At 47.8% G+C, this 21,893-nt stretch carries 17 protein-coding genes; 4 read left to right on the forward strand and 13 right to left on the reverse strand.

Annotated features, from left to right (window positions below; all coding sequences use genetic code 11):
- Positions 1-415 precede the first annotated feature (415 nt).
- A complete protein-coding gene (locus tag BN1938_RS10535) occupies positions 416-2,947 on the reverse strand; it encodes an FAD-dependent oxidoreductase (protein WP_050640544.1) in 2,532 nt (843 codons plus the stop codon).
- A 153-nt stretch (positions 2,948-3,100) separates the two neighbouring features.
- On the opposite strand from BN1938_RS10535, the gene BN1938_RS10540 reads away from it, so the two are divergent.
- Positions 3,101-4,510, forward strand: a complete 1,410-nt coding sequence (locus BN1938_RS10540) for an MATE family efflux transporter (RefSeq protein ID WP_148487169.1) — start codon at positions 3,101-3,103, stop codon at positions 4,508-4,510.
- Positions 4,511-4,552: 42 nt separating this feature from the next.
- On the opposite strand, the gene BN1938_RS10545 is transcribed toward BN1938_RS10540, so the two are convergent.
- The 7 genes from BN1938_RS10545 to BN1938_RS10575 form a co-directional block, all read right to left on the reverse strand.
- Positions 4,553-5,860 carry a putative ABC transporter permease gene (locus tag BN1938_RS10545; protein WP_050640546.1) on the reverse strand — a complete coding sequence of 436 codons (1,308 nt, stop codon included), beginning with the start codon at positions 5,858-5,860 and terminating at the stop codon, positions 4,553-4,555.
- A gap of 111 nt (positions 5,861-5,971) precedes the next feature.
- Positions 5,972-7,219, reverse strand: a complete 1,248-nt coding sequence (locus BN1938_RS10550) for an MFS transporter (protein ID WP_050640547.1) — start codon at positions 7,217-7,219, stop codon at positions 5,972-5,974.
- A 1-nt stretch (position 7,220) separates the two neighbouring features.
- The gene (locus tag BN1938_RS10555) at positions 7,221-8,108 is read right to left on the reverse strand and encodes an ABC transporter ATP-binding protein (RefSeq protein WP_050640548.1); all 888 of its coding nucleotides are present in this window, start codon (positions 8,106-8,108) and stop codon (positions 7,221-7,223) included.
- An 82-nt stretch (positions 8,109-8,190) separates the two neighbouring features.
- Positions 8,191-8,988, reverse strand: coding sequence for a hypothetical protein (locus BN1938_RS10560; protein WP_050640549.1), 798 nt, complete (start codon positions 8,986-8,988; stop codon positions 8,191-8,193).
- On the reverse strand, positions 8,972-9,553 hold the full coding sequence (locus tag BN1938_RS10565) for an RNA polymerase sigma factor (protein WP_242843836.1): 582 nt from the start codon (positions 9,551-9,553) through the stop codon (positions 8,972-8,974). The genes BN1938_RS10560 and BN1938_RS10565 overlap by 17 nt, the downstream gene beginning before the upstream one ends.
- 404 nt (positions 9,554-9,957) lie before the next feature.
- Entirely contained in the window at positions 9,958-12,078 is a 2,121-nt protein-coding gene (gene recQ, locus BN1938_RS10570; protein ID WP_050640550.1) for a DNA helicase RecQ, read from the reverse strand.
- 48 nt (positions 12,079-12,126) lie between these two features.
- The gene (locus BN1938_RS10575; RefSeq protein WP_050640551.1) at positions 12,127-12,492 is read right to left on the reverse strand and encodes an MGMT family protein; all 366 of its coding nucleotides are present in this window, start codon (positions 12,490-12,492) and stop codon (positions 12,127-12,129) included.
- A 790-nt stretch (positions 12,493-13,282) separates the two neighbouring features.
- Between BN1938_RS10575 and BN1938_RS10580 the strand changes: the two genes are divergently transcribed.
- Both BN1938_RS10580 and BN1938_RS10585 read left to right on the forward strand, forming a co-directional pair.
- On the forward strand, positions 13,283-14,656 hold the full coding sequence (locus tag BN1938_RS10580; RefSeq protein ID WP_330581562.1) for an MATE family efflux transporter: 1,374 nt from the start codon (positions 13,283-13,285) through the stop codon (positions 14,654-14,656).
- Between the two features lie 278 nt (positions 14,657-14,934).
- Entirely contained in the window at positions 14,935-16,230 is a 1,296-nt protein-coding gene (locus BN1938_RS10585; protein ID WP_050640552.1) for an MFS transporter, read from the forward strand.
- A gap of 134 nt (positions 16,231-16,364) precedes the next feature.
- Here BN1938_RS10585 and BN1938_RS10590 read toward each other — a convergent pair whose 3' ends face one another.
- The 5 genes from BN1938_RS10590 to BN1938_RS10610 all read right to left on the reverse strand — a co-directional run bounded on the left by BN1938_RS10590 (position 16,365) and on the right by BN1938_RS10610 (position 19,279).
- Complete coding sequence (locus BN1938_RS10590) at positions 16,365-16,556, reverse strand: hypothetical protein (RefSeq protein WP_025655996.1); 192 nt, start codon at positions 16,554-16,556, stop codon at positions 16,365-16,367.
- Between the two features lie 224 nt (positions 16,557-16,780).
- Positions 16,781-17,467 carry a DUF2461 domain-containing protein gene (locus BN1938_RS10595; RefSeq protein ID WP_050640553.1) on the reverse strand — a complete coding sequence of 229 codons (687 nt, stop codon included), beginning with the start codon at positions 17,465-17,467 and terminating at the stop codon, positions 16,781-16,783.
- 10 nt (positions 17,468-17,477) lie between these two features.
- Entirely contained in the window at positions 17,478-18,326 is an 849-nt protein-coding gene (locus BN1938_RS10600; RefSeq protein WP_050640554.1) for an RNA polymerase sigma factor, read from the reverse strand.
- 125 nt (positions 18,327-18,451) lie between these two features.
- Positions 18,452-18,670 (reverse strand): hypothetical protein, encoded by a 219-nt coding sequence (locus tag BN1938_RS10605; protein ID WP_050640555.1) that lies wholly within the window; start codon positions 18,668-18,670, stop codon positions 18,452-18,454.
- Positions 18,671-18,865: 195 nt separating this feature from the next.
- Complete coding sequence (locus BN1938_RS10610) at positions 18,866-19,279, reverse strand: hypothetical protein (protein ID WP_050640556.1); 414 nt, start codon at positions 19,277-19,279, stop codon at positions 18,866-18,868.
- A 536-nt stretch (positions 19,280-19,815) separates the two neighbouring features.
- Here BN1938_RS10610 and thrS point away from each other — a divergent pair.
- Positions 19,816-21,777: a threonine--tRNA ligase gene (gene thrS, locus BN1938_RS10615; RefSeq protein ID WP_050640557.1), complete on the forward strand. Its 1,962-nt coding sequence runs from the start codon at positions 19,816-19,818 to the stop codon at positions 21,775-21,777.
- The last annotated feature ends 116 nt before the right edge of the window (positions 21,778-21,893 follow it).

Consider the following 21,893-nt stretch of genomic DNA (forward strand, 5'->3'; position numbering starts at 1 on the left):
ATATCCCCCTCTACTTACTACCAGTCCAACTCAATCTACTTCCAACCCAATCCGCCTCCCCCGTTCCATTCACTCCCGAGAAAAGCCACGCCCTTCCTACCGCCCGGATGCGCCCAGCGGTTTTGTCGGACAGACGGGAAGCAGCCTTCGGGTACACATGCCGGAAGAGAATGCTCAGAGTGCATTTACGAATTCTTGAAGCAGACAGGCGGGAAAAAGGGGAGACACCGTGATTCCGAATCACGGTGTCGGATGACCCAGTGCGAGAAATTATCAAAATTTCTCGCGCTGTGTCATCCGTGCCCCTTTTTCCCGCCTGACTGCTTCCTAGAATTCGTTAATAAACGGCCGCATTCCCTTCCGGCATGTGTACCCGAAGGCTGCTTCCCGTATGTCCGTCAAAACCGCGGACCTCCTACCCTTTCATAACCTCCCCATAAGCCATTCGTTTCTCCACTGCCGATCCCATCTTCCCCATCTCAGCCACATCCCCGATCAGGATAACTCCGCAAAGTCTATTATTAAGGAAGTAATATTTCTTATACTGTTTTCTACCCATATCTTTAAATTCCACCGTCTTATACACAAGGTTCGGGTTCTTCCCCGTATCTCCCACTGCATAAAGCGCGGTATTCATTCCGTTAAACGTAAGCGCCGCCGGTACCTGCTCATATTCAACTTCTTCTCCTGCCGCATTGGCGCCTGCCACTTTTCCCTGTTCCACGGCTTCCGGCCAGATTGCATAATTGACGTTCTGGTATTGTGCACAGTCACCGCATGCATATACATCTGCCATACTGGTTTCCATTCTGCCGTTCACCACCACGCCACGATCCGTCTCCAGCCCCATCTGCTCAGCCAGCCCGATATTGGCGCGGACTCCGCTGGAAATGATAACCATATCCGCAGGGATTTCCTCCCCGCCTTTCAGCCGAACTGCGGTTACCCGCTCTTCTCCCAGAATCTCCTCCACCTGTATGCCGGTCCTGATGTTAATTCCACACTCTCCGCCAATATCTTTTAACAACTCTCCCGCAGAAGCATCCAGCTGGCGCCCCATCAGAACAGGCGCAATCTCCAGCACCGTAACACTGCACTTTGCCTTCTTCATCTCCCAGGCAGCCTCCAGCCCCAGTACGCCGCCGCCAATGACAACGACATTTTTTACCTTAGGAAGAAGATCGGCAATCTTCCTCGTATCCTGCAGTCTCCGGATAGCCACGACTGCTTCCTTGTCACTGCCGGGAATCGGAGGGATAAAGCACTCCCCGCCCAGAGCATAAATCAACTTTGTATATTTCAGGCGTGTTCCATCCTCCAATGACACCTCTTTTTCTTTTGTATCCACGGAAGTCACTTTCTTACCCAGAACCTGTACGATTTTCTGTTCCTGATACCACCTTTCATCCTGAATGGCGATCTGATCCTCATCTAATTCCGCCATGATAGACTTTGTCAGCATGGGCCGGTTGTATGAGCGGTAAGGTTCATCAGAAATCATCACAACGGAAGCTGTCTTATCCCGTTCACGGATAGCCTTTGCCGCCTGATAACCTGCCGCGCCATTTCCCAGAATCAGATAGAAGTCTTCCGTATCTTTGCGGTAAGAACTCTCCTCCACTTCCACGGGAACGAAGTTTTCCTTCCCCACCCCGCAGACCGGGCAGATCTCCAGTGAGGCATCGAATATCTCTCCGCAGACAAGGCATTTTACAAGGCCGCTCTCTGCGGTTTTCTTCTTTGTATTTGGTCTGTCCAGAAGGATACACCCAAAATTATATCCAAAATCAAAGGCGTCCTGTCTGTCCGCCTGATCCGGTCTGAAACGAACCTGATACCCTTCCACCACCTGCATCCTCAGCTGTTTGAGGCGCTCTTCTATATGGGGAACGCCTTCGCCGCTCCATCCGTAACTGCCGAATACGCCTGCAAGCTTGCCGCCATGGGTAACCGGCGTCATAGCCAGCGTCAGATCCCAGATCGGTTTCAGCGCCTCCCCCACAATCGTAGGCGTCCCAAGCAAAATCCCGTCTGCGAATCCCAGTTCCTCCACGGCTTTGCCCGGATCTGCCTCTACCATATCATAAAGGCGGATATCAATATCCCCGCATTCCCGAATCCCTTCCGCAATGTTCTCTGCCAGCTCTTTTGTATATCCATAAGCACTGACATAGGCAATAATAACGGTTTTCTTCTGATTAGGATTGCGGACGTCACACCATTTCTCATACCATTGGTAGATCTGCTCCAGCTTTGTGTCCAGAACCGGCCCGTGACCGGTACATATCATCGTAATATCCAACTGGCGCACCCGCTCCAGCGCCTTGGCCATATAAGACTTAAAGGGGCCGATGATACAGTCAAAATAATACTTCGTGGCCTTTTCATAATCCTCCCAGTTCTCCACTCTGCTCAGCAGCACATCATGAAATCCATAATGAGAGCCAAAAGAATCACAGGTTACAAGGATCTGCTCCTCCTCAATGTAAGTGTACATCGTATCCGGCCAGTGCAGGTTCGGCACAGCCATAAAATACAGCGTCTTATTCCCAATCTGCATACTCTGCCCGTCTTTAACCACAATTCCCGTAAAATCCCGGTTCACGATCTCTTTCAAAAAACCGTTTGCAGTCCCGGTAGAAATAATCTTCAGATGCGGACACATATCCAGAAGCCGCTCTACGCTTCCCGCGTGATCCGGCTCCGTATGGCTTACGACCAGATAATCAATCTCACTGACTGTAGTCACTTCTTCCAGTTTTTCCAGGTAATCATCCCAGAATTTCTCTTTAGCTGTCTCGAACAAAATTGTCTTATCCCCGGCCTTTAATACATACGAATTGTATGTAGTTCCAAACTCCGTATACATAATGATGTCAAATACACGCAGGGAATCATCCACAATACCGGTCCAGTAAAATCCTTCTCTTAATTTCAGGCTTTTCATTGCGCATCTCCTTTCAGGAAACAAATGTCTTTTTCTTATAATACCACAGAAATCATTTTCTTAAACCTTATAACATGATTTCCAAATAAACGTTTAAAATATGTAAGAGTTCAGGCACGCTCGAACTGTTACTAAAATATACTTATAATCTTTATGAACTTAGCAATACTAATTTTACTGATTTTATTACTGAAAGGTGCCACACTCATGAATAAAGAATATTTAATAAACCAAAGACCTCTGAAGGCACTTCTTGTCTTTGCCTTTCCTATTATGATGGGAAACCTGTTCCAGCAGTTTTATACCATGGCCGATTCCGTCGTGGTCGGACGGTTTGTGGGCGAAGATGCCCTGGCTGCAGTTGGGGCGTCCTATTCGCTGACCAATGTATTCATTTCTATCGCCATCGGCGGCGGCATCGGTTCCTCCGTTGTTACGAGCCGCCTCTTCGGTTCCCGGGATTATACAAAGATGAAACGCTCCATATCCACCGCACTGCTCACATTTCTTGGTCTGAGCATCCTGCTGGGCGCTTTCGGCTTATGGCAGAGCAGCACGATCATGCTGTATTTAAACACGCCGTCCAATATCATGGGACAGGCTACAAAATACCTGAATATCTATTTTCTGGGGCTTCCCTTTTTATTTATGTACAATGTGCTGTCTTCCATGTTTAATGCGCTGGGGCGCTCCCGTATTCCGCTCTACCTGTTGATATTCTCCTCTGTATTTAATATCCTTCTGGATATCTACATGGTATATTCCCTGAATCTCGGGGTAGCCGGAGTCGCATGGGCCACGCTTATAGCCCAGGGCATCTCTGCAATCACCGCCTTTATTCTGTTCTTAAGGGAACTGAAGGCATACCCCGCCGGGCCTGCTGTACCGTATGGCAAAGAGGAACTGAAGGCTATGACCAGAATCGCACTTCCCTCTATCCTTCAGCAGTCCACGGTCTCCATCGGCATGATGCTGGTGCAGTCGGTTGTCAACAATTTTGGTTCCGAAATCCTTGCCGGATACTCCGCCGCCATGCGCGTGGAGGCCCTGTGCTTCGTCCCCATGGCCGCAATGGGCAATGCCATGTCCCCCTACACAGCCCAAAACATCGGGGCCCGCCGGTTCGACCGGGTACAGAAGGGCTATCACACTGCCTATGGGATCGTTGCCGCATTTGCCGTATTGCTCTGCCTCGCACTGCAGCTGTTTTACCGCCCGATCATCACCATGTTTCTCGGGGAAGGCGGTTCCGCCCTGGCTCTGGATACCGGCATCCGCTGCCTCAGATTCATGGGCTGGTTCTACGCCCTGATCGGCCTGAAAATGATCACAGACGGTTTACTGCGCGGAGCCGGAGATATGAAAATGTTTACCGTAGCAAACCTGGTAAATCTGGGAATCCGGGTCTGTTTTGCCGCCGCTATGGCTCCTCTTTTCGGCATTTCCATGGTCTGGCTGGCAGTCCCCATCGGCTGGACGGCAAATTATCTGATCTCATATATGGAGTACCGGACGGGGAAATGGAAAAAATTGCATCAGCAGGAATCGGTTTCCCGGACATAAAGATAAGCACATCGGAAGGCTTTTGGCAAATGCAGTTAACTCTTATTTTGTAATCTTCACATTGGGATAAATTCTCTCCATCCTGCTGTCTGGGAAGTGTTCATCAAGGAACTGGCCCGCCGCAGTCTGTTCAGCTTTCCCGGTATTTCTCTCTGTATATCTGCCAAGCGCCATGCCAGAGATCAGCATATTGGCAATCATAAATACAATCATCAAATTGCAGATAACCTTTCCAGCGCGCATCGGTATTTTTTCAATCCACCCAGAAATCCTTGGGTAAACCCCTTTCATCCAAATGACCGCTGCAATTCCCCAGAAGAAGCAGTAAAGCAGATTTATCCGACCGCCCAGATTAAACGCAAAATCACTGTAATCCCAGAATACAGTTCCAAATACTAATTCCGTAAATACGCTGCAGATATATTCATAGGCACCACCCAAGACGGTTCCGAAAAAAAAGATATAGCTGTCACTTTTATCCCTGTATTTATAAAGAATCAGCGTCAAAAACGCGCAGGCCAGCCCCCAGACAATACTGAACGGCCCATACACCACGCTGCTGCGGCTCATCAGCTCCCCGCTGGTAATAAGGCAGAAGATCGTTTCCACAATATCCCCCAGAAATGCTCCGATAAAAAATAGTGAGACCAGCTTATAAAAGCCGCACCCCTTAGCAAACACTTCCGGCTTCGCTTTTTCCATAGCCGTTCCCGCAACGGGCTGGATATCCGGGAACGCTTTCAGCATACGGCTCTGAATCCGGCGTGTAAGTGCATTTTCCAAAAATTTTGAGGTCTTATGCAGCTCTTCCGTGATATAACTGATCCGCTTGTTCTTCTTCATCCCAAGAATTGCAATGGCCGAGCCGACACTGTCCACTGCAAGCAAAATAACCGCAGCCCATACCAGGACTATCCCCACCAGTTCCGGCAGCAGAGATACGCCCCGCAGCAACAGCGGATTTATAAAGCGTATGGTCAAAACTGCACAGATTCCCCACAATACAGAACTCTCCAGACAGACATAACCTTCCATATGAAAGCGCCGGCTACTATAGTCCCACCACTTCTTATGAAAAATCTTTTCCATCAGCCGCCCGGTTATATATTCAATAAAGGAGGCCAATATCAGCCCACCCAGGAAGAGAAAGAATATATGATTTCTCAGTTCCGGAAGGAATATGGCAAACGCCACCGCTCCGGTCCCATATATGGGACAGAGAGGTCCATTCACAAACCCCCGGTTAATAAATTTATGATTTTTTACCGCTGCTGCCGCCACCTCTCCGCACCAGCCTGCAAAGGAATAAATAATGTACAGCCAGAGCAGTTCATATCCTGTGTACTCCATAATTGCTACCACCTTTTTCATTCTATATCTACAACCTATGGGACACATTGTAGCACAAAGTATTTTGAAATACAGCAGTAAAAATTAAATTTGTAATCAAATCCCCTCTTTTTAGATTGTACGTCTGCAGTAAGTTTCTGCCGTTAGTACACAGAACAATACTATATTTACAGCTGCAGCCACAACCATGACACAAGGTACCCAGAAGGCATGCTCCCTGATAAACAGAAACCGGGTATCCAGCAGGGCGTACAAGAAGCTGTTCCCCATTCCTGTTCCGCCCGACGGCAGCACCGCGCTGATCCAGTCGCCCAAACCGCTATTCCAAAAGCTGTTGAGAAAGAAGGGCAGAATGCAGAAGACGAGAGCTGTGATGGCGGTTGAAGACACGCTTTTTAGTCTGCTGGATAAAAACAGGGTAAAGAAAATTGTGGCGAGTAAGGTCAGATATCCCATTCCTATAATAAGCAGCTGCAGCTGCCCCACTGTCAGTTTTATAAAAGTGATTGCGGAAAACAAAAACTGCACATCTGTCTGCCTGGCCTCCCAGCCAAATGCTGTGTTAATTATGATTGTGAAAATCGTCATGCATATTGCATATATTACGGTCAGTATGGTAAAGCAGGCGAGCAGTTTTACGATCGCAAGCCGACGCTTTCCATGTTTTGTGCAGCGCAGGATCTGGTCAGACTCTGTCTGGTATTCAATGGAAAATATTGGTACTGTGATCACGACTCCTACCACTGCCATCAAAAGTACCATGATCCCGAAATATTCTATAGAATTGGAATCCGTACCCGGGTAATAGGAAAAGGGCTTATCCACTTTTTCGTACATGGCCGCAGCCTTCTCCCTGGCCTGGGGATGATTCGGCTGTTCCAGATTCATCACATCTGACAGGTGCTGGCTGCACTGCTCATAAAACCGCCCGGCATCCTCCGCCGTCAGGCTCATTTCATCTGCTGCAAATCCTGATTTATCGTCCGCATACACCTCTGCCAGTTTCCTGACAATAAAGGAAACCGGCGCTATTTTTTCGTTGTATTCATTGACAGGCATATTTTCATCGTAAATACCGTTTTTATACTGCCCCGCGCATTCCTGATATTGTGCCAATGCCTGTACGATCATCTCCGGCGTCACGATTCCCGCATAGTCCGCCTGGGCCTCCTTCTGTACCCGTATTGCCTCCAGCCCTTTGAACTCTGACTTATACCCGGAATCATCCTGTATGGTGTATCTCACAAAGCTAATCGGTGCATATGCCAATAATGCGGTCAGCAAAAGGGCTCCCAGTATCACGATCTGTACGGATCTGGTTTTCAGAATTCGTTTCAGTTCCATTAGAAAAAGTCTCATATCAGTGTTCCTCCTTTCCCGATTCTTCCTGCGGAAAGAGCCACAGATACAAATCCTCCAGTCTCGGCTGAGCCTGTACGGAATCGTGAAAAACCGGCTGGTCCGAGAGATAACGGACGGATACATAGTCACTGTTATCGTTGCGCAGATTTACGATCCTGGCCTTCTGCTCTGCCCGATGCACATCATAGGCGGGCATCTGCACATTCCAGACTTTGCCGTCCATAATTCCTACCAGCTCATCTGTCGTCCCCGATGCCAATATACGTCCGTCTTTCATGACAGCATTCTGGCTGGCTATATACTCTACATCCGGTACGATGTGTGTGGAGATCAGTACGATCCTGTTTTGTGCAAACTCAGAGAGCAGGTTGCGGAAACGGACCCTTTCTCCTGGATCCAGCCCGCTTGTGGGTTCATCCAGTATCAGGATCTCCGGTTCGTTTAACAGCGCCTGGGCGATTCCCACACGGCGTTTCATTCCGCCGGACAGCTTCGCAATCCTTTTATTTTTTACCTCCCCCAGCGTCAGTGTCTCCAGGAGTTCTCCGATCTTTCGTTTTGACTCCTGCCTGGTCAGCCCTTTTAACACCGCCATATATTCCAAGTAATCTTTTACGGTAAATTCCGGATAAAATCCAAACTCCTGGGGCAGATATCCAAAGATATCCCGGTAGGTCTCCCCAAGCGCAGCGATATTGATCCCGTCATACTTCACGCAGCCCGAGGTGGGTTTCATGATTCCCGCTATCATTCTCATCAAAGTCGTCTTCCCGGCTCCGTTTGCGCCGAGCAGCCCCCAGATCCCAGGGGTAACCGTCAGGCTAACATCATCCACCGCCGTCTTGTCTTTATATTTTTTTGTAAGATGTTCTATTTTCAGCTCCATATTTTCTCCTTTCAGCTCGTTTTACTTCGTACCTGCAGCAGTTCAGACGAAACTGAACTGCTGCCTCTGCTTAACATATATTTCAGCAAAACGCCGCTCCGTCCTTAAGGCTGTCTTTCTTCCAGATTCTCCGGATTTGATATGCACACAGCGCCAGGCAGAATACACATGCCGTCCATCCCACTGCTTGCGGCAGATCCGCCAGTTTTTTTGTGTCCAGCCGGTCCATGATAAAAGCGAGTACAAGAATGCATACCACCCCCGCGTTGCAGCTTTTCACATAAGACTGGATTCTGATGTGCCCAAGCAGGCCGGTACAGATACCGCTTACTGCCAGAAATGGCAGCAGACTTGTAAAAATAATCTCGCTGAAGCGGTATATATTTCCCGCAGCCGTAATACAAATCATTCCCGCCATCAATACAACCGCCCCGGCTTCTGTAATCAGCAGCCTTGCCGCCATCAGCCGGCCGGCCGAGAACAGAGATGCACTCTCAACTTCTGCCATATGGTATCGGAGGCTTCTTCCCATCATGGGGACTGCCATCCACGCCAGCATCACAGCCATCGCAAACAGAAGATAGGGCAGATGCCTGGAGGCCACCTCCATATTCGCTAAAATGGTATGAAGCGCACAAAACATTCCAACCAGCACCATCAACTGTAAACACCATATTTTCCAACCGATAAACCGGACCTGGCGCAGAACCAGTTCACCAAATCCGATTCTTCTGGCCCTGGACAGGCTGTTCTGCCTGCTTGTATAAAAAGTTTTCACCATACCGGCCGTTTTTTCCAAATGTTTTTCACAAATCTCCGGTTGTTTTTCCCGGAACTCTTTTCTAAGCTCCGTTATAAATGCATCATTTTTCATCTCCATCACCTCGCCATTCCTGCATGTTTTGCAATGTTCCCTCTTTGTCCTGCCCTGCAGCAGCCGTCTTTTTCAGCCTTTTCAGTGCATAACGAAGCTTTGACTGTACCGTTCTGACTGGCAGCCCGGTAATCTCCGCGATCTCCCGCAGTTTCATTTCCTGTCCATAACGCAGAAAGACCAGTTCCGACATTTCCTCCGGAAGCTGCCTGACAAGCCTCAAAAAGTCCGTATCGTCTTCCGTCTCCTGGAAGGAGGCATCCACCAAAGGCACTGCCTCCAACACCTCGTCCTCCACGGGCACCTCACATTTCCTCCGGCTCATATCAATGCATGTATTCGCAGCAATCCGATAGAGAAAGGCTCGGAATCTGCCCCGGTGGGCATACCTGTCCATATAGCGGACTGCCTTCAGAAATGTCTCCTGCACCGCATCTTCTGCATTTGCCTGGTTAGAGGTATGCCAACAGCAATACCGGTATATTTCCGGATAATACATACTGACCAGCTCATCCAGCCCCTCCATATTCCCTTGTTCTATTTGTTTAAAAATTTCATTTTCGCGCGTCAATTTTTCCTCCTCGGGGCGTCCCCTACTAATAATAACGGATGGGATTCCTGAAATGATTTAAATTTTCTGAATTAAATATATTTTCAAAGACAGCCAAATCGTGGATTTTGCCGCTTAAGCCAAGTATACATTCCGCTTTCCCGCCTCCTGTAATCTTTCATATCCTCCCATATCTCCTGCGGTCTGTCAACTTGGTGTATCTGGCAAAAAACAAAGTGGGCAGGCCCACCTAAACTTCTCATCGCCTCACTCATGAAGTGCTTGCACACTTTGGCTCCGCCTCGATGCCGCTTTGCGGCTATATACCTTATCACAAAAAAGGAGGCATATCCCTGGTTAAATATGATTAACCGGAAGATGCCTCTTTTTATCTGTTTCTTTCTTTATTTTTTAACTGCCTGCAGTTAAAGAATCATTCCCATCTTCTTCAGCCTGCTGCGTATTCCGCCCTCTGAACGGTGATGCACTTCGCTGATCTCCTTTATCTTCATACCGGATTGGTACTCTTCCTTCAGCCGCTCCTCCTCTTCTTCGGTCCATGCCGCGTAAGCCTGCACAACACCCTGTGAGACCAGGCTGTCCCGGTATGCCTCAAATCCGTCTTTGATGGTTACTTTCTTTTTACCCGTCTTTTCGTCCAGTTCCTCTTCCGGCTCTGCCTTTGGCTCTACTTCCTCCGGACGGATCCCTTTTTCTTCCATATATGCCTTGACCATGCCCATAAAATCTTCGCCGTACTTTTCATACTTATTTGTACCAACCCCGTTAATCTCAAGCATGGCCGCCTTATTAGAAGGAAGATAAGTACTCATCTCTTTCAGCGTCCTGTCCGAGAAAATGATATACGGCGGCACATGGTTCTCCTGTGCCATCTCATACCGTTTCTGACGAAGGCGTTCAAACAGATTCGGATATTTCACGTCAACCACTTTCTGCTTCTTTTCCGCCTTCTGCTTTGCAGGTGCTTTTTCCACTTCTTTCGGAAGTTTGAGGATCACCGGTTCCGGAGTTTCCTCCCAGACCAGATTCCTTCCCATTTCTGTCATTTTCAAAACCGGGTATTCATTCGTGGTCAGGAACAGATATCCCTTCACCAGCAGATCATTCATAATCTGCCGGATGCGGACCAGCGTAACTTTTTTCAGCGTACCGTAATAAGGATTTCTGTCCAGCCTGAACTGGCGTACTTTTGCATTTTCAGATCCATGAACCGCATCGATAATGGCGTTGATGCCATATCGTTCTCCGCTTGTCCTGACCAGGTTGATCAGACTGACCGCCTCCTGCGTCACATCAATATCCTGGAATTCCATCAGGCAATTCTCACAGTTTCCGCAATAATTACCGCCGTATTCGCCAAAATAGCGCAGAATATAATCGCGCAGGCACTCATTTGTAAAACAGTAAAAGGTCATTTTTCTAAGCCGCTCGTTATCCCTCTCCCGTATCAGTTCCCGCTCTTCATAATCCAGATCTTCGTTCTCTGTCTGCCTGCCGATCAGGAATTCATTGATCTTCACATCCTGCCCGGAATACAGAAGTATGCACTCCGACGGCTCCCCGTCACGCCCGGCACGTCCGGCCTCCTGATAGTAGCTTTCTATATCCTTGGGCATATTGTAATGGATGACAAACCGCACATTGGACTTGTCAATCCCCATCCCAAACGCATTTGTCGCCACCATGATGGGCTTTATATCATAGATAAAATCTTCCTGATTCTGTTTTCTCGCGGAATCCGACAGGCCCGCGTGGTACTTTGCCGTCATGTAGCCTTCCCGCAGCAGAGCCTCATGGACCTCCTCCACATTTTTTCTTGTGTTGCAGTAGATAATCCCGCTCTTATCCCCATTCTTCTGAAGATACGCCAGCAGCTCAGCCATCTTATTTTTTGGCTTTTTCACCGCAAAATAAAGGTTCTTTCTGTCATACCCCGTAACCATGACCGTCGGTTCCTGCAGACCCAGAATACAGACAATATCCTCCTTAACCACCTTGGTGGCAGTTGCCGTATAGGCCGCAATAACCGGTCTTTTTGGCAGCATATTGATGAAATCCACGATCTTGAGATAGCTGGGCCTGAAGTCCTGCCCCCATTGGGATATACAGTGCGCCTCGTCCACAGCTACCATGGAGATATTTACACAGCTGACAAGCGATAAAAAGGACTCCGTCAGCAATCGCTCCGGCGCCACATAGATGATCTTGTACCTGCCGTTTCTGGCATTCTCCATCGCTTTTCTGTATTGAACCTCCGTCAGTGAACTATTAATGAAGGCGGCGTGTATCCCCAGCTGGTTCAGGGCCGTCACCTGATCCTTCATAAGAGAGATCAGGGGAGATATGATGAGGGAAATCCCCTCAAACAATAACGCAGGGACCTGGTAACAGATCGATTTTCCAGCCCCGGTCGGCATAATCCCCAGAACGTCTCTTCCCTGCAGCGTGCTTTCAACAAGTTCCTCCTGTCCGTCACGAAATGAATCATATCCGAACACTTCTTTCAAAATTTTATATTTATCCATTCATTTCCTCTTCCTGTAAATTAATGCCATTGGCTATTACATAATCTGTCAGATGTTCCTTCTGTCAAATTCTTCCCGCAGCCATAAAGCATCGTCCATTGTATTCTTCCAACCGTCCCGTTTTAAATCTACCCGCCAGCCGTCTTCTGTCCAGAGTACCTCCACGCCCTCATTTTCCAGCATCTGCTTCTGCAAGTCCGGCGTGGCAAATGCCGCGGCTCCGCTTAATATCCCTTTCGCGTTCACCACACGGTGGGCCGGCGCATCCTCCCCCGCAAGCCCGCGGCTCAGGGCATACCCAACCTGCCTGGCATGCTTCGGTTTTCCGCACAGCAGCGCAATCTGCCCATAAGTAGAAACTTTTCCTTCCGGAATGATTGAACATACCAAGGCTGTCCTTTTGTAAAAATCCATAGTCACACCCGCTTTAAACCTCTGCATCTTAACACCATTATAATCCCTTAGGCTTTTAGTATATATCACACATTCCCAAACTGCAATATCGGGATTTAGCAACGGGATTTAGCAACGGGGCGGATGGGGGGGACGCCAAGCGAACTGTAAGCGGCAAGCTCTCCGGCCTGTATGGTCGGTTTAATATCCTGACCGCTTGACGAAGAAGCTCTAAGAGACCCGGAGGCACCCGGAAGGGCACATCCGGCATGCGCTGAAAAAATTGATATTTTTTCAGCACAGGCCGGATTGAAAATTGATTTTGGAGAATCAATTTTCATCCCTTCCGGATGCCTCCGGCTCTCTAAGAGCTTCTAATCGTCCGCTATAAGGCGTTTTAAACCGACCATACAGGCCGGAGGGCTTGCCGCTTACAGTTCGCTTGGCTGGTTCATCCGACCGGCAGTAAAGCCTCAGTCCCCAGGTTGTATCCGAGACGGGGTAGGCGGATGGAATGGGCTATTTGTATCGTGCATCATGTTAGAATAGGGGGGGGGAAACTTTTAGGTATGGGAGCTTTGGGGTGTTTACGGATGATACTATGAAATTCAAACCAAATCTATTTTCTATAAATTCTATAAATTTTTTATACAATCTGAAGAGCTTCGATAGATATTGGCACTTCTGTTTGATATAATGATATACTATGAAGCATAGATGAATGAAGTTGTGTATTCCTGGCGGTATAATTCCGCTATGCTGTGAAATAAGTTATACATAACAAACAAATTACAAAAAGGAAGCGATTGCATTGCACAGTAATACATCTCAGGACGAAAAATACCGCATGATGACGGAGGCGCCCATCCCCGGATTGATTGGCCGGCTGGCTGTTCCAACGATTATCAGTATGCTGATTACCTCATTTTATAATATGGCCGATACTTTTTTTGTCGGCAGGATCGGCACCAGTGCGACGGCGGCGGTAGGGGTAGCATTTCCACTCATGGCTGTGATTCAGGCGCTGGGCTTTTTTTGCGGACACGGTTCGGGGAATTCTATTTCCAGAAGGCTTGGTTCCAAAGATGCGGATGCGGCGGGGCAGCTGGCGGCCACGGGATTTTTCCTGGCTCTGTTCCTCGGTTTTGCAGTAATGGCACTGGGACTGATTTTTCTAAAACCGCTCTGCATTGTACTTGGTTCTACGAAAACGATTCTGCCTTACACGGAGCAGTACCTTGGGATCATACTGATTGGCGCCCCCTACATGACTGCACAACTTGTATTGAATAACCAGATCCGTTTTCAGGGAAATGCTTTTTATTCCATGGTCGGGATTACCATCGGGGCGGTCCTCAATATCGCGCTGGACCCGCTTTTTATCTTTGTCTTTCACATGGGGATCTCGGGAGCCGCCATTGCCACGATACTCAGCCAGTTCGTCAGTTTTATTCTGCTGCTGGCCGGCATCCGCATCTCTGGGTGCATCCCCATCCGGTTCCGTAACGTCCGGTTCCGAAAAGAACGGCTGCGGGAGATCCTGGGCGGCGGGCTGCCGTCGCTTTTCCGGCAGGGACTTGGCAGTGTCGCTACCATGACGCTGAATATTGCCGCGAATCCCTATGGGGATGCCGCGATTGCCGCCATGTCCATTGTGAGCAGGATTACCATGTTTGCCAGTTCGGCTCTGATCGGGTTCGGGCAGGGATTCCAACCGTTCTGCGGGTTTAACTACGGCGCTAAAAAATATGGCCGTGTCCGGGAGGCTTTCTGGTTCTGTGTGAAGGTCTCCACCGTGGTTCTGTTCGTTCTGGCGGTCACCGGTGCACTGCTGTCCGGCCATCTGGTCGGCATTTTCCGAAATGATTCGGAAGTCATCCGGATCGGAACAACGGCGCTTCGGTTCCAATGCCTGACTTTTATACTGAACGGATGGATTATTATGAATAATATGATGATGCAGACCATGGGGAAGACTGGATATGCTTCCGTGCTTGCCTCCGCCCGGCAGGGGCTTTTCTTCATCCCTGCACTGCTGATTCTGCCCCCGCTCTTCGGCCTGTTTGGCATTCAGATGGCACAGGCGGTGGCTGATGCCTGTACCTTTGCCATCACGACAGTCTTGTACCGCATTGTGATGAAGCAGATGCGCGGTGAGGAATTCGTAAGTAAAACTGACAGCTAATTATTATTCGAGGTACTCGCCAGATTCTATCTATTCTTGGAGATATTTTATATGCTTGTGAGAAAGGAGGAAATTCTTATGATACTCTGCATTGACAGAACTCCATGCAAGGTCTGATACGGACGAAACTGCATGGAGATAAGAAATGGGAAGCGTTTCATCTCTGCACTGTTTGACTGATGCACTGGTGCAGCAGCGCTTGACTATTTTTCGTCCAACCGGACTTTGCATTTTTAATATGACGATTTAAGTAAATGATTAAAAAGGAGCAAAGTCAAATGAAAAACTTTAAAAAATTATTTCAGGGATTACACTCATTCATCCTTCTGTGGGCAACCCAGTCATTTTCGGAACTGGGAAGTTCTATGACCAGTTACGCGCTTGTTATCTGGGCTTACCAGCAGACCGGATCCGCGCTTACATCCGCTCTGCTGACGGTGTGTTCTTATGCACCCTACGTACTGCTGAGTATCTTTGCAGGCGCTTTGAGCGACAGATGGGATAAAAAGCGCACCATGCTGGTATGTGACAGTCTCGCGGCAGCCAGCACCTTACTTGTATTCTTTCTGCTTGGGACGGGGCGCCTGGAAATCTGGCACCTGTATCTGATCAATGGCTTTAACGGATTGATGAACACCATCCAGCAGCCTTCCTCGGACGTAGCGGTCAGCCTGCTCACGCCAAAGGAACAATATCAGCGGGCCGGGGGAATGCGTTCATTCTCCAATTCTCTGATCACAATCCTGTCCCCGGTCATTGCCACCGCCATTTTTTCGCTTTTTGGAATGACGGCTGTCATTGCCTTTGATTTTCTGACGTTCGGGATTGCATTTATTACACTGGCATTTTTTATTCCTATTCCTGCCGTTAAGGTATCCGCCGGGAAAGCGCAGGAAACAGTTCTTCAGGCCGCAGGAAAGGGGCTGCAATTCCTTACCCGGAATAAAGGAATCTTTTACCTGATTCTTTTTCTTTCGGCCATCAACCTGACCGCCTCCATGTACAACGCGGCGCTCCCGGCAATGCTTTTGTCGCGCAATGGGGGAAGCGAGGCCGCCCTTGGGCTGGTCAATGCCTGTTCCGGAATTGCAAATGTAGCAGGAAGCCTGTTTGCTTCTTTTGCTTCGAAACCAAAGAGCCGGGTAAGGGTGATTACCAATTCTCTGCTTTTTTCTATGAGCACAGAGAATTTTCTGCTGGCACTGGGACACAGTACACCCGTATGGTGCCTGGGCGCACTGCTTGGATGGCTGTTCATCCCGATTATGAATACGAATATGGACGTACTGCTTCGCACCCACATCCCTGTGGAGCTCCAGGGGCGGGTATATGCCATCCGCAATACCTTTCAGTTCTTTACCATTCCGATTGGCTATTTTCTGGGGGGAATCTGCGTAGACAAGGTGTTTGAACCATACATGAGCCAGAAGGCGGCTGACAGCCTGCCGGGGCTTTTATTCGGCACCGGTAAGGGAAGCGGTGCAGCAATGCTGTTTTTAATACTGGGATTTATCGGTGTGATAACCTGTCTGATATATCGGAAAAACAAACACATCTGGGCGCTTGAAGAATAGCCAGACGTGTAGATTTTAAATTAGAAAATGCCTCTTCTGATTCAACATCAGGGAGAGGCATTTTCCACTTCGTCATCGTTCGTACGTCCGCCGGAAAACGTAAAAGGCTTTTCCAGGGATTACCTGTTTGTTAATCAGACAGACCTGCAGCCTTCTACCGTAATTTGCGGCATCTGGAAATACGTCGTAAAGCCAAGCTTCAGGATATCCCCAAACTCTATTTGTTCAGGCGGCAGATAGACATGTCCCAATTCACTGGGTACCTTTTTGTATCCATTTTCTTCAAGTTTCTCATCCTTGCCGGCAAACCTTGCCAGCACCTCCACATAGGAGCCGCCTCATGTGCTGCACGCGCCAAGGAACAGCACGAGGTCTTTCTGACCCTTTTCGTTCATGTATTCTTTCAGATTATTACTCATTATAACCTTCATAACATGACCTCCTTTTCTTTAATATTATTATTATACACTATCTGTCTGGAAAAATCTGTGATTAAGTCACATAAAAGGGGTCTGACCCCTTTGCCCACCGTTTTCAGAATATTCTGAAATTATCTCTGGGGCATTTTGAATTCCTTCAGCGCCTGATTTAAATATTCATTGAATGGAGCCATAAGCCGAAATCGTTCAGCCGCAAATTGGATGAAAGCATCCTTGTTCTCCAGTCTCTGATCATTAAAACCGTCTTCAATATACCAGCTCTTGTTTTTTAAGTACTGCGCCATAGGGTGTTCGGCGTTGTACCCTTTTGGGACATTTTTTAATGCGCTTCCTTTGATTACAAAACCCGCCTTGCTGTCTTTGAATTGAGAGGATTCCACGATCTCCTGCAGTTCTGCACCGTGGCCGTTTATATAGTCTCTTACCATGGCAGTGGCATCACGGAACATGTCAGCAAATAATCCGCCCCCTAGAAATGATCGGTCTCCCGGGCGGATACACAGGAAATATCCGACCGGCACGGGCAGCTTGCCGGCAGGTGATATATGACATCGAAAGGCCGGATTGTACGGAGACTTGTCATTACTGAACCTGGTGTCCCTCATCAGCTTAAATGTAAGTTCTTTGGGCTGGTAGTTCAGGATTCTGGCATCGTCTTTTCCAAGTTCTGCCATCAATCCGGCGATGATCTCTTCAAACTCCCCGAACGCCTCCTGGTACTCCGCCTTATGGGAGTGAAACCACTCGCGGTTATTATTCTGTTCCAATTCTCTAAGATAAGTAATTATTTTTGACATGTTGGGCCTCCTAATATTCCTGAATCTTTTTCATCTGGGAAGAATTCATTACCATTAGCATTCTTTCCTTTATCGTCTCCGGGGTCTGGTACATCGGAAGTTCATCAAATACAAGCGAAAGCTCGTCCAGCTTTTCCATCTCGTCTTTGTACTCTTCCAGCACCTGGTTTTCAAGGGGATGGAGCTTGAGGTACTCCAGGCGTTCCGGGCTGATTCTCTTCTGCCGGACCGCATATTCCACCCGCTTCCTGCAGGTGCACATTCCCACGCCGGACAGTCCGCAGTATTCTGCAAGAAATGCAGCCACCTTCCCGCGGATTCTGGAAAGCCTCTGCCGGAAATTCTCAGGAGACATCTGCAGGATCTCCCCCGCGGTACGGCTGTTGATCCGAAACATCGTGCCCAGAATAAATATACATCTGCTCTCTGCATCGAGACACTGCAGCATCACATTGGTACAGGACAATTTCAGTTCCTCCGCCAGCTGCTGCCTGCTCTCCTCCTCAATCAGCCCCTCCGTCTCATCCAGAGCCGCGTATTTGATATCATTTCCATAAAATTCAAAATCCAGCGGCTGATGCGCAAACATAGACTTTTTATAATTAAGCAGATAATTCACCGCAATCCGGTACACCCATGTTTGAAAATCGCTTTCTCTCCGAAATGTCCCCAGATTCGTCATAACACGTACCAGGATCTCCTGGGCCGCATCCTCCGCATCCGGGATTGTCCCCAGCATCCGCAGAGACAGATTAAATACCATATCCTGAATTCCGGCCAGAAGTTTCTCCAGCGCATCTGCATTTCCACCGACTGCAGATTCTATAAGCGCATGTTTGTTATCGTTTGCTTCCTTCATCTTATCCTTCTCCTAACTGTTTATTTTTTCTTCCTTTAAATTAGACACCATCTGCTCCATGGTGTGACAGATATTTTTAAAGTTTTAGCACAATTAATAATAATCAAGACATTAGCAATTTCCCCCTATCTATCATCAATTATCTTTATATGAATCTGGGAATCTCTTCTTTTTTTTAGTTCTTCGGACTCTTTTTCTTCTTCATCAAGTTCTTGAACCTGCGCATCACCTGTACCTGAAAGAGCTTCTAGCATCTTGGCTATCTCATTCATGGCTATGGGACCTGAACCCAGGGACAGGATCACCATTAGGGTAATAAAAAATTTATATATCTTTTTCTTCATTATATATTCCTCCAATTGAATCTCTGCTTCGCTCTAAAAATAGGTATGCGGTTGATACCCGCTATCTATTTGCATACAAAAAAGAAGCCATTGTTTGATTCTAAAAATGACTTATAACCACCAGCACACTTGCAATAAGGGATTCGTATGGTCATGTATATTTATGCTTTGGCCATGATTTGCGAAGGAATTGATTCAATTGTCCAGACGTATCTTTTGATTAATTAATGTCCATTTATCAGGCAATAATATAAATAAGGTTAAATAGAAAAAAAGAAAAACTATAATAAGAAAAAGAAGCAGGCCGGTTGCTTTTGGGATAGCTGCAATCGTGAGTATTGAGCATTTATTCTTCGTTATAGTTTCATTACTAGAATTATTTTTGTCCAAAAATGAAGTCTTAAAACAGGTAATATTATTACCGTCTTCATTGGTAACGATACTTCCTGAAATTTCGCACGTCTCAAAAACAGTTGTCTTATCTAATACTTCATATAGATTGTAGGCACTACAAAAAAGTGCATTCACAGTTATGCACACAGCAAAAAGCAACAGGATGAAAAAGACACTAATACAGGATAGTTTATTTTTCTTTATATTTTTTTCCATTACAGTTCCCTTCTTAGCTGCCGCTGCGGCTAGAGCTTGTCTGAAAATTTCAATTTACTTAATTATACCAGAGTAAATAGAAAAAATGAAGCGCTGTATATTTATACTATGAATAAACATTGCGTTCCGAGCTGTAACCTTGTTAGTATAAAAGACTTTGTCTACAGTATGAACAATTCCGGCAGCCCGGAACTGTTCAGCCGGCTATGACCTGATTTCCACACCACCGCTCCGCGCCCCCTTGACTTTTCATTAAGAAATGATATACTAAAAAACAGGTTTATCAATACCGTTAACGCGAAGACAGGACGAGTAAGGTGAGCAACCATACAGAGAGAAAGACATTTGCTGAGAGTCACTTCATGGGACATCATCCGAAAACCACCCTGGAGCGGCTTTAATACAGCCCGGCCGACACCGTTACCGTCTAATGAGTGGCACTTGCAAAAAGGGTGGAACCGCGGTATCAAAGTCTATCGTCCCTGAACAGTTTTCAGATTGTTCAGGGGCTTTATTTTTTAAGGAGGAGAAAACAAATGAAAGTTACACTGAAAGATGGATCTGTAAAAGAATACCAGGAAAGCAAATCCGTCATTGATATTGCTTTTGATATCAGTGAGGGGCTGGCAAGAGCGGCATGCGCAGGAGAAGTGGACGGAGAGGTCGTTGACCTCAGAACAGTCATTGAAAATGACTGCACTTTGAATATCCTGACCGCCCGTGATGAGGCAGGGCTCCGGGTTGTACGCCACACCTGCTCCCACGTACTGGCCGAGGCCGTAAAAAATCTATATCCGGATGCAAAGCTGGCAATCGGGCCCGCAATCGACACGGGATATTATTATGATTTTGACTCTGCGCCGTTCTCTCGGGAAGATCTGGATAAAATAGAAAAAGAAATGAAGAAGATCATTAAAAAGGGCGCCAAATTGGAGCGTTTTACACTTCCAAGAGAGGAAGCCATCTCTTTTATGGAAGAAAAAGGTGAGCCGTATAAGGCAGAGCTGATCCGTGATCTCCCGGAAGATTCCATCATCTCATTCTACAGACAGGGAGAATTTGTGGATCTGTGTGCAGGCCCGCACCTGATGAGCACAAAGGGAATCAAAGCATTTAAACTGACTTCCTCTTCCGGCGCATACTGGAGAGGCGACTCCAATAAAGCCATGCTGCAGAGGATCTATGGAAGTGCTTTTGCCACAAAGGACGAGCTGAACGAGTACCTTCAGTACCTGGAGGAAGTGAAAAAACGCGATCACAACAAGCTGGGCCGCGAGATGGAGCTGTTTACCACAGTGGATGTCATCGGCCAGGGACTCCCCCTGCTGATGCCAAAGGGCGCTAAAATTATCCAGACACTCCAGAGATGGATAGAGGATGAGGAGGATAATAACTGGGGCTATATCCGCACAAAGACTCCGTTGATGGCCAAAAGCGACCTGTACCAGATTTCCGGTCATTGGGACCACTATAAAGACGGCATGTTCGTGCTTGGAGACGAGGAGAAGGATAAGGAAGTCTTTGCTCTGAGACCCATGACCTGCCCGTTCCAGTACTATGTATACAAAGCCAGCCAGAAGTCCTACCGCGATCTTCCGCTCCGCTACAGTGAGACCTCGACCCTGTTCCGCAACGAGGAGTCCGGGGAGATGCACGGCCTGACCCGTGTCCGCCAGTTCACAATCTCCGAGGGACACCTGATCGTCCGCCCGGACCAGATGGTAGAAGAATTTAAAGGCTGCCTGGCTCTGGCTAAAAAATGCCTGACCACCCTGGGCCTTCAGGATGACGTCACTTACCACCTGTCCAAATGGGATCCGAATAACACGGAAAAATACATTGGGGATGCAGAAGTCTGGGAAGAAACCGAGGGCCACATCCGCAATATACTAACCGAGTTGGACGTACCATTCGTGGAGGATGAGGGCGAGGCCGCATTCTATGGCCCCAAAGTCGATATTAATGCAAAAAATGTATACGGCAAGGAAGACACCATGATCACAATCCAGTGGGATGCGCTGCTTGCCGAACAGTTTGATATGTACTACATTGACCAGAACGGCGATAAAGTACGCCCCTATATCATCCACAGAACCTCCATCGGCTGCTACGAAAGGACCCTCGCCTGGCTGATCGAAAAATATGCCGGCATGTTCCCCACCTGGCTGTGCCCAGAACAGGTACGTATCCTCCCTGTTTCCGATAAATACCTGGATTATGCAGGCAAAGTGGAGAAGGAACTGAAGGCTAATCATATCCTCGCCACGGTGGACGGCCGCTCCGAAAAGATCGGATACAAAATCCGCGAAGCAAGGCTTGCCAAGATCCCTTATATGCTGATTGTCGGGGAAAAAGAAGAAGCGGAAGGCACCGTATCCGTAAGAAGCCGTTTCCTTGGAGATGAAGGTGCGAAAGGCCTTCCGGAATTTATCGACGCAGTCTGCCGGGAAATAAGAACAAAAGAAATCCGTAAAATTGAAGTACAGGAACAGAAATAGCTGCTGTTTGAAATACGCCGGAAACTTGCATAAACGATACGTTTTTGCAGGCTGCCGGCGTTTCTTTTATGCCCGTAAGTTGGTAGAAAAAATATCTCTCACCGCATTCCGTATAT

The organism is Eubacterium sp. SB2 (genome assembly GCF_001244405.1).
In the GTDB taxonomy this organism is placed as follows: domain Bacteria; phylum Bacillota; class Clostridia; order Lachnospirales; family Lachnospiraceae; genus Faecalicatena; species Faecalicatena contortus_B.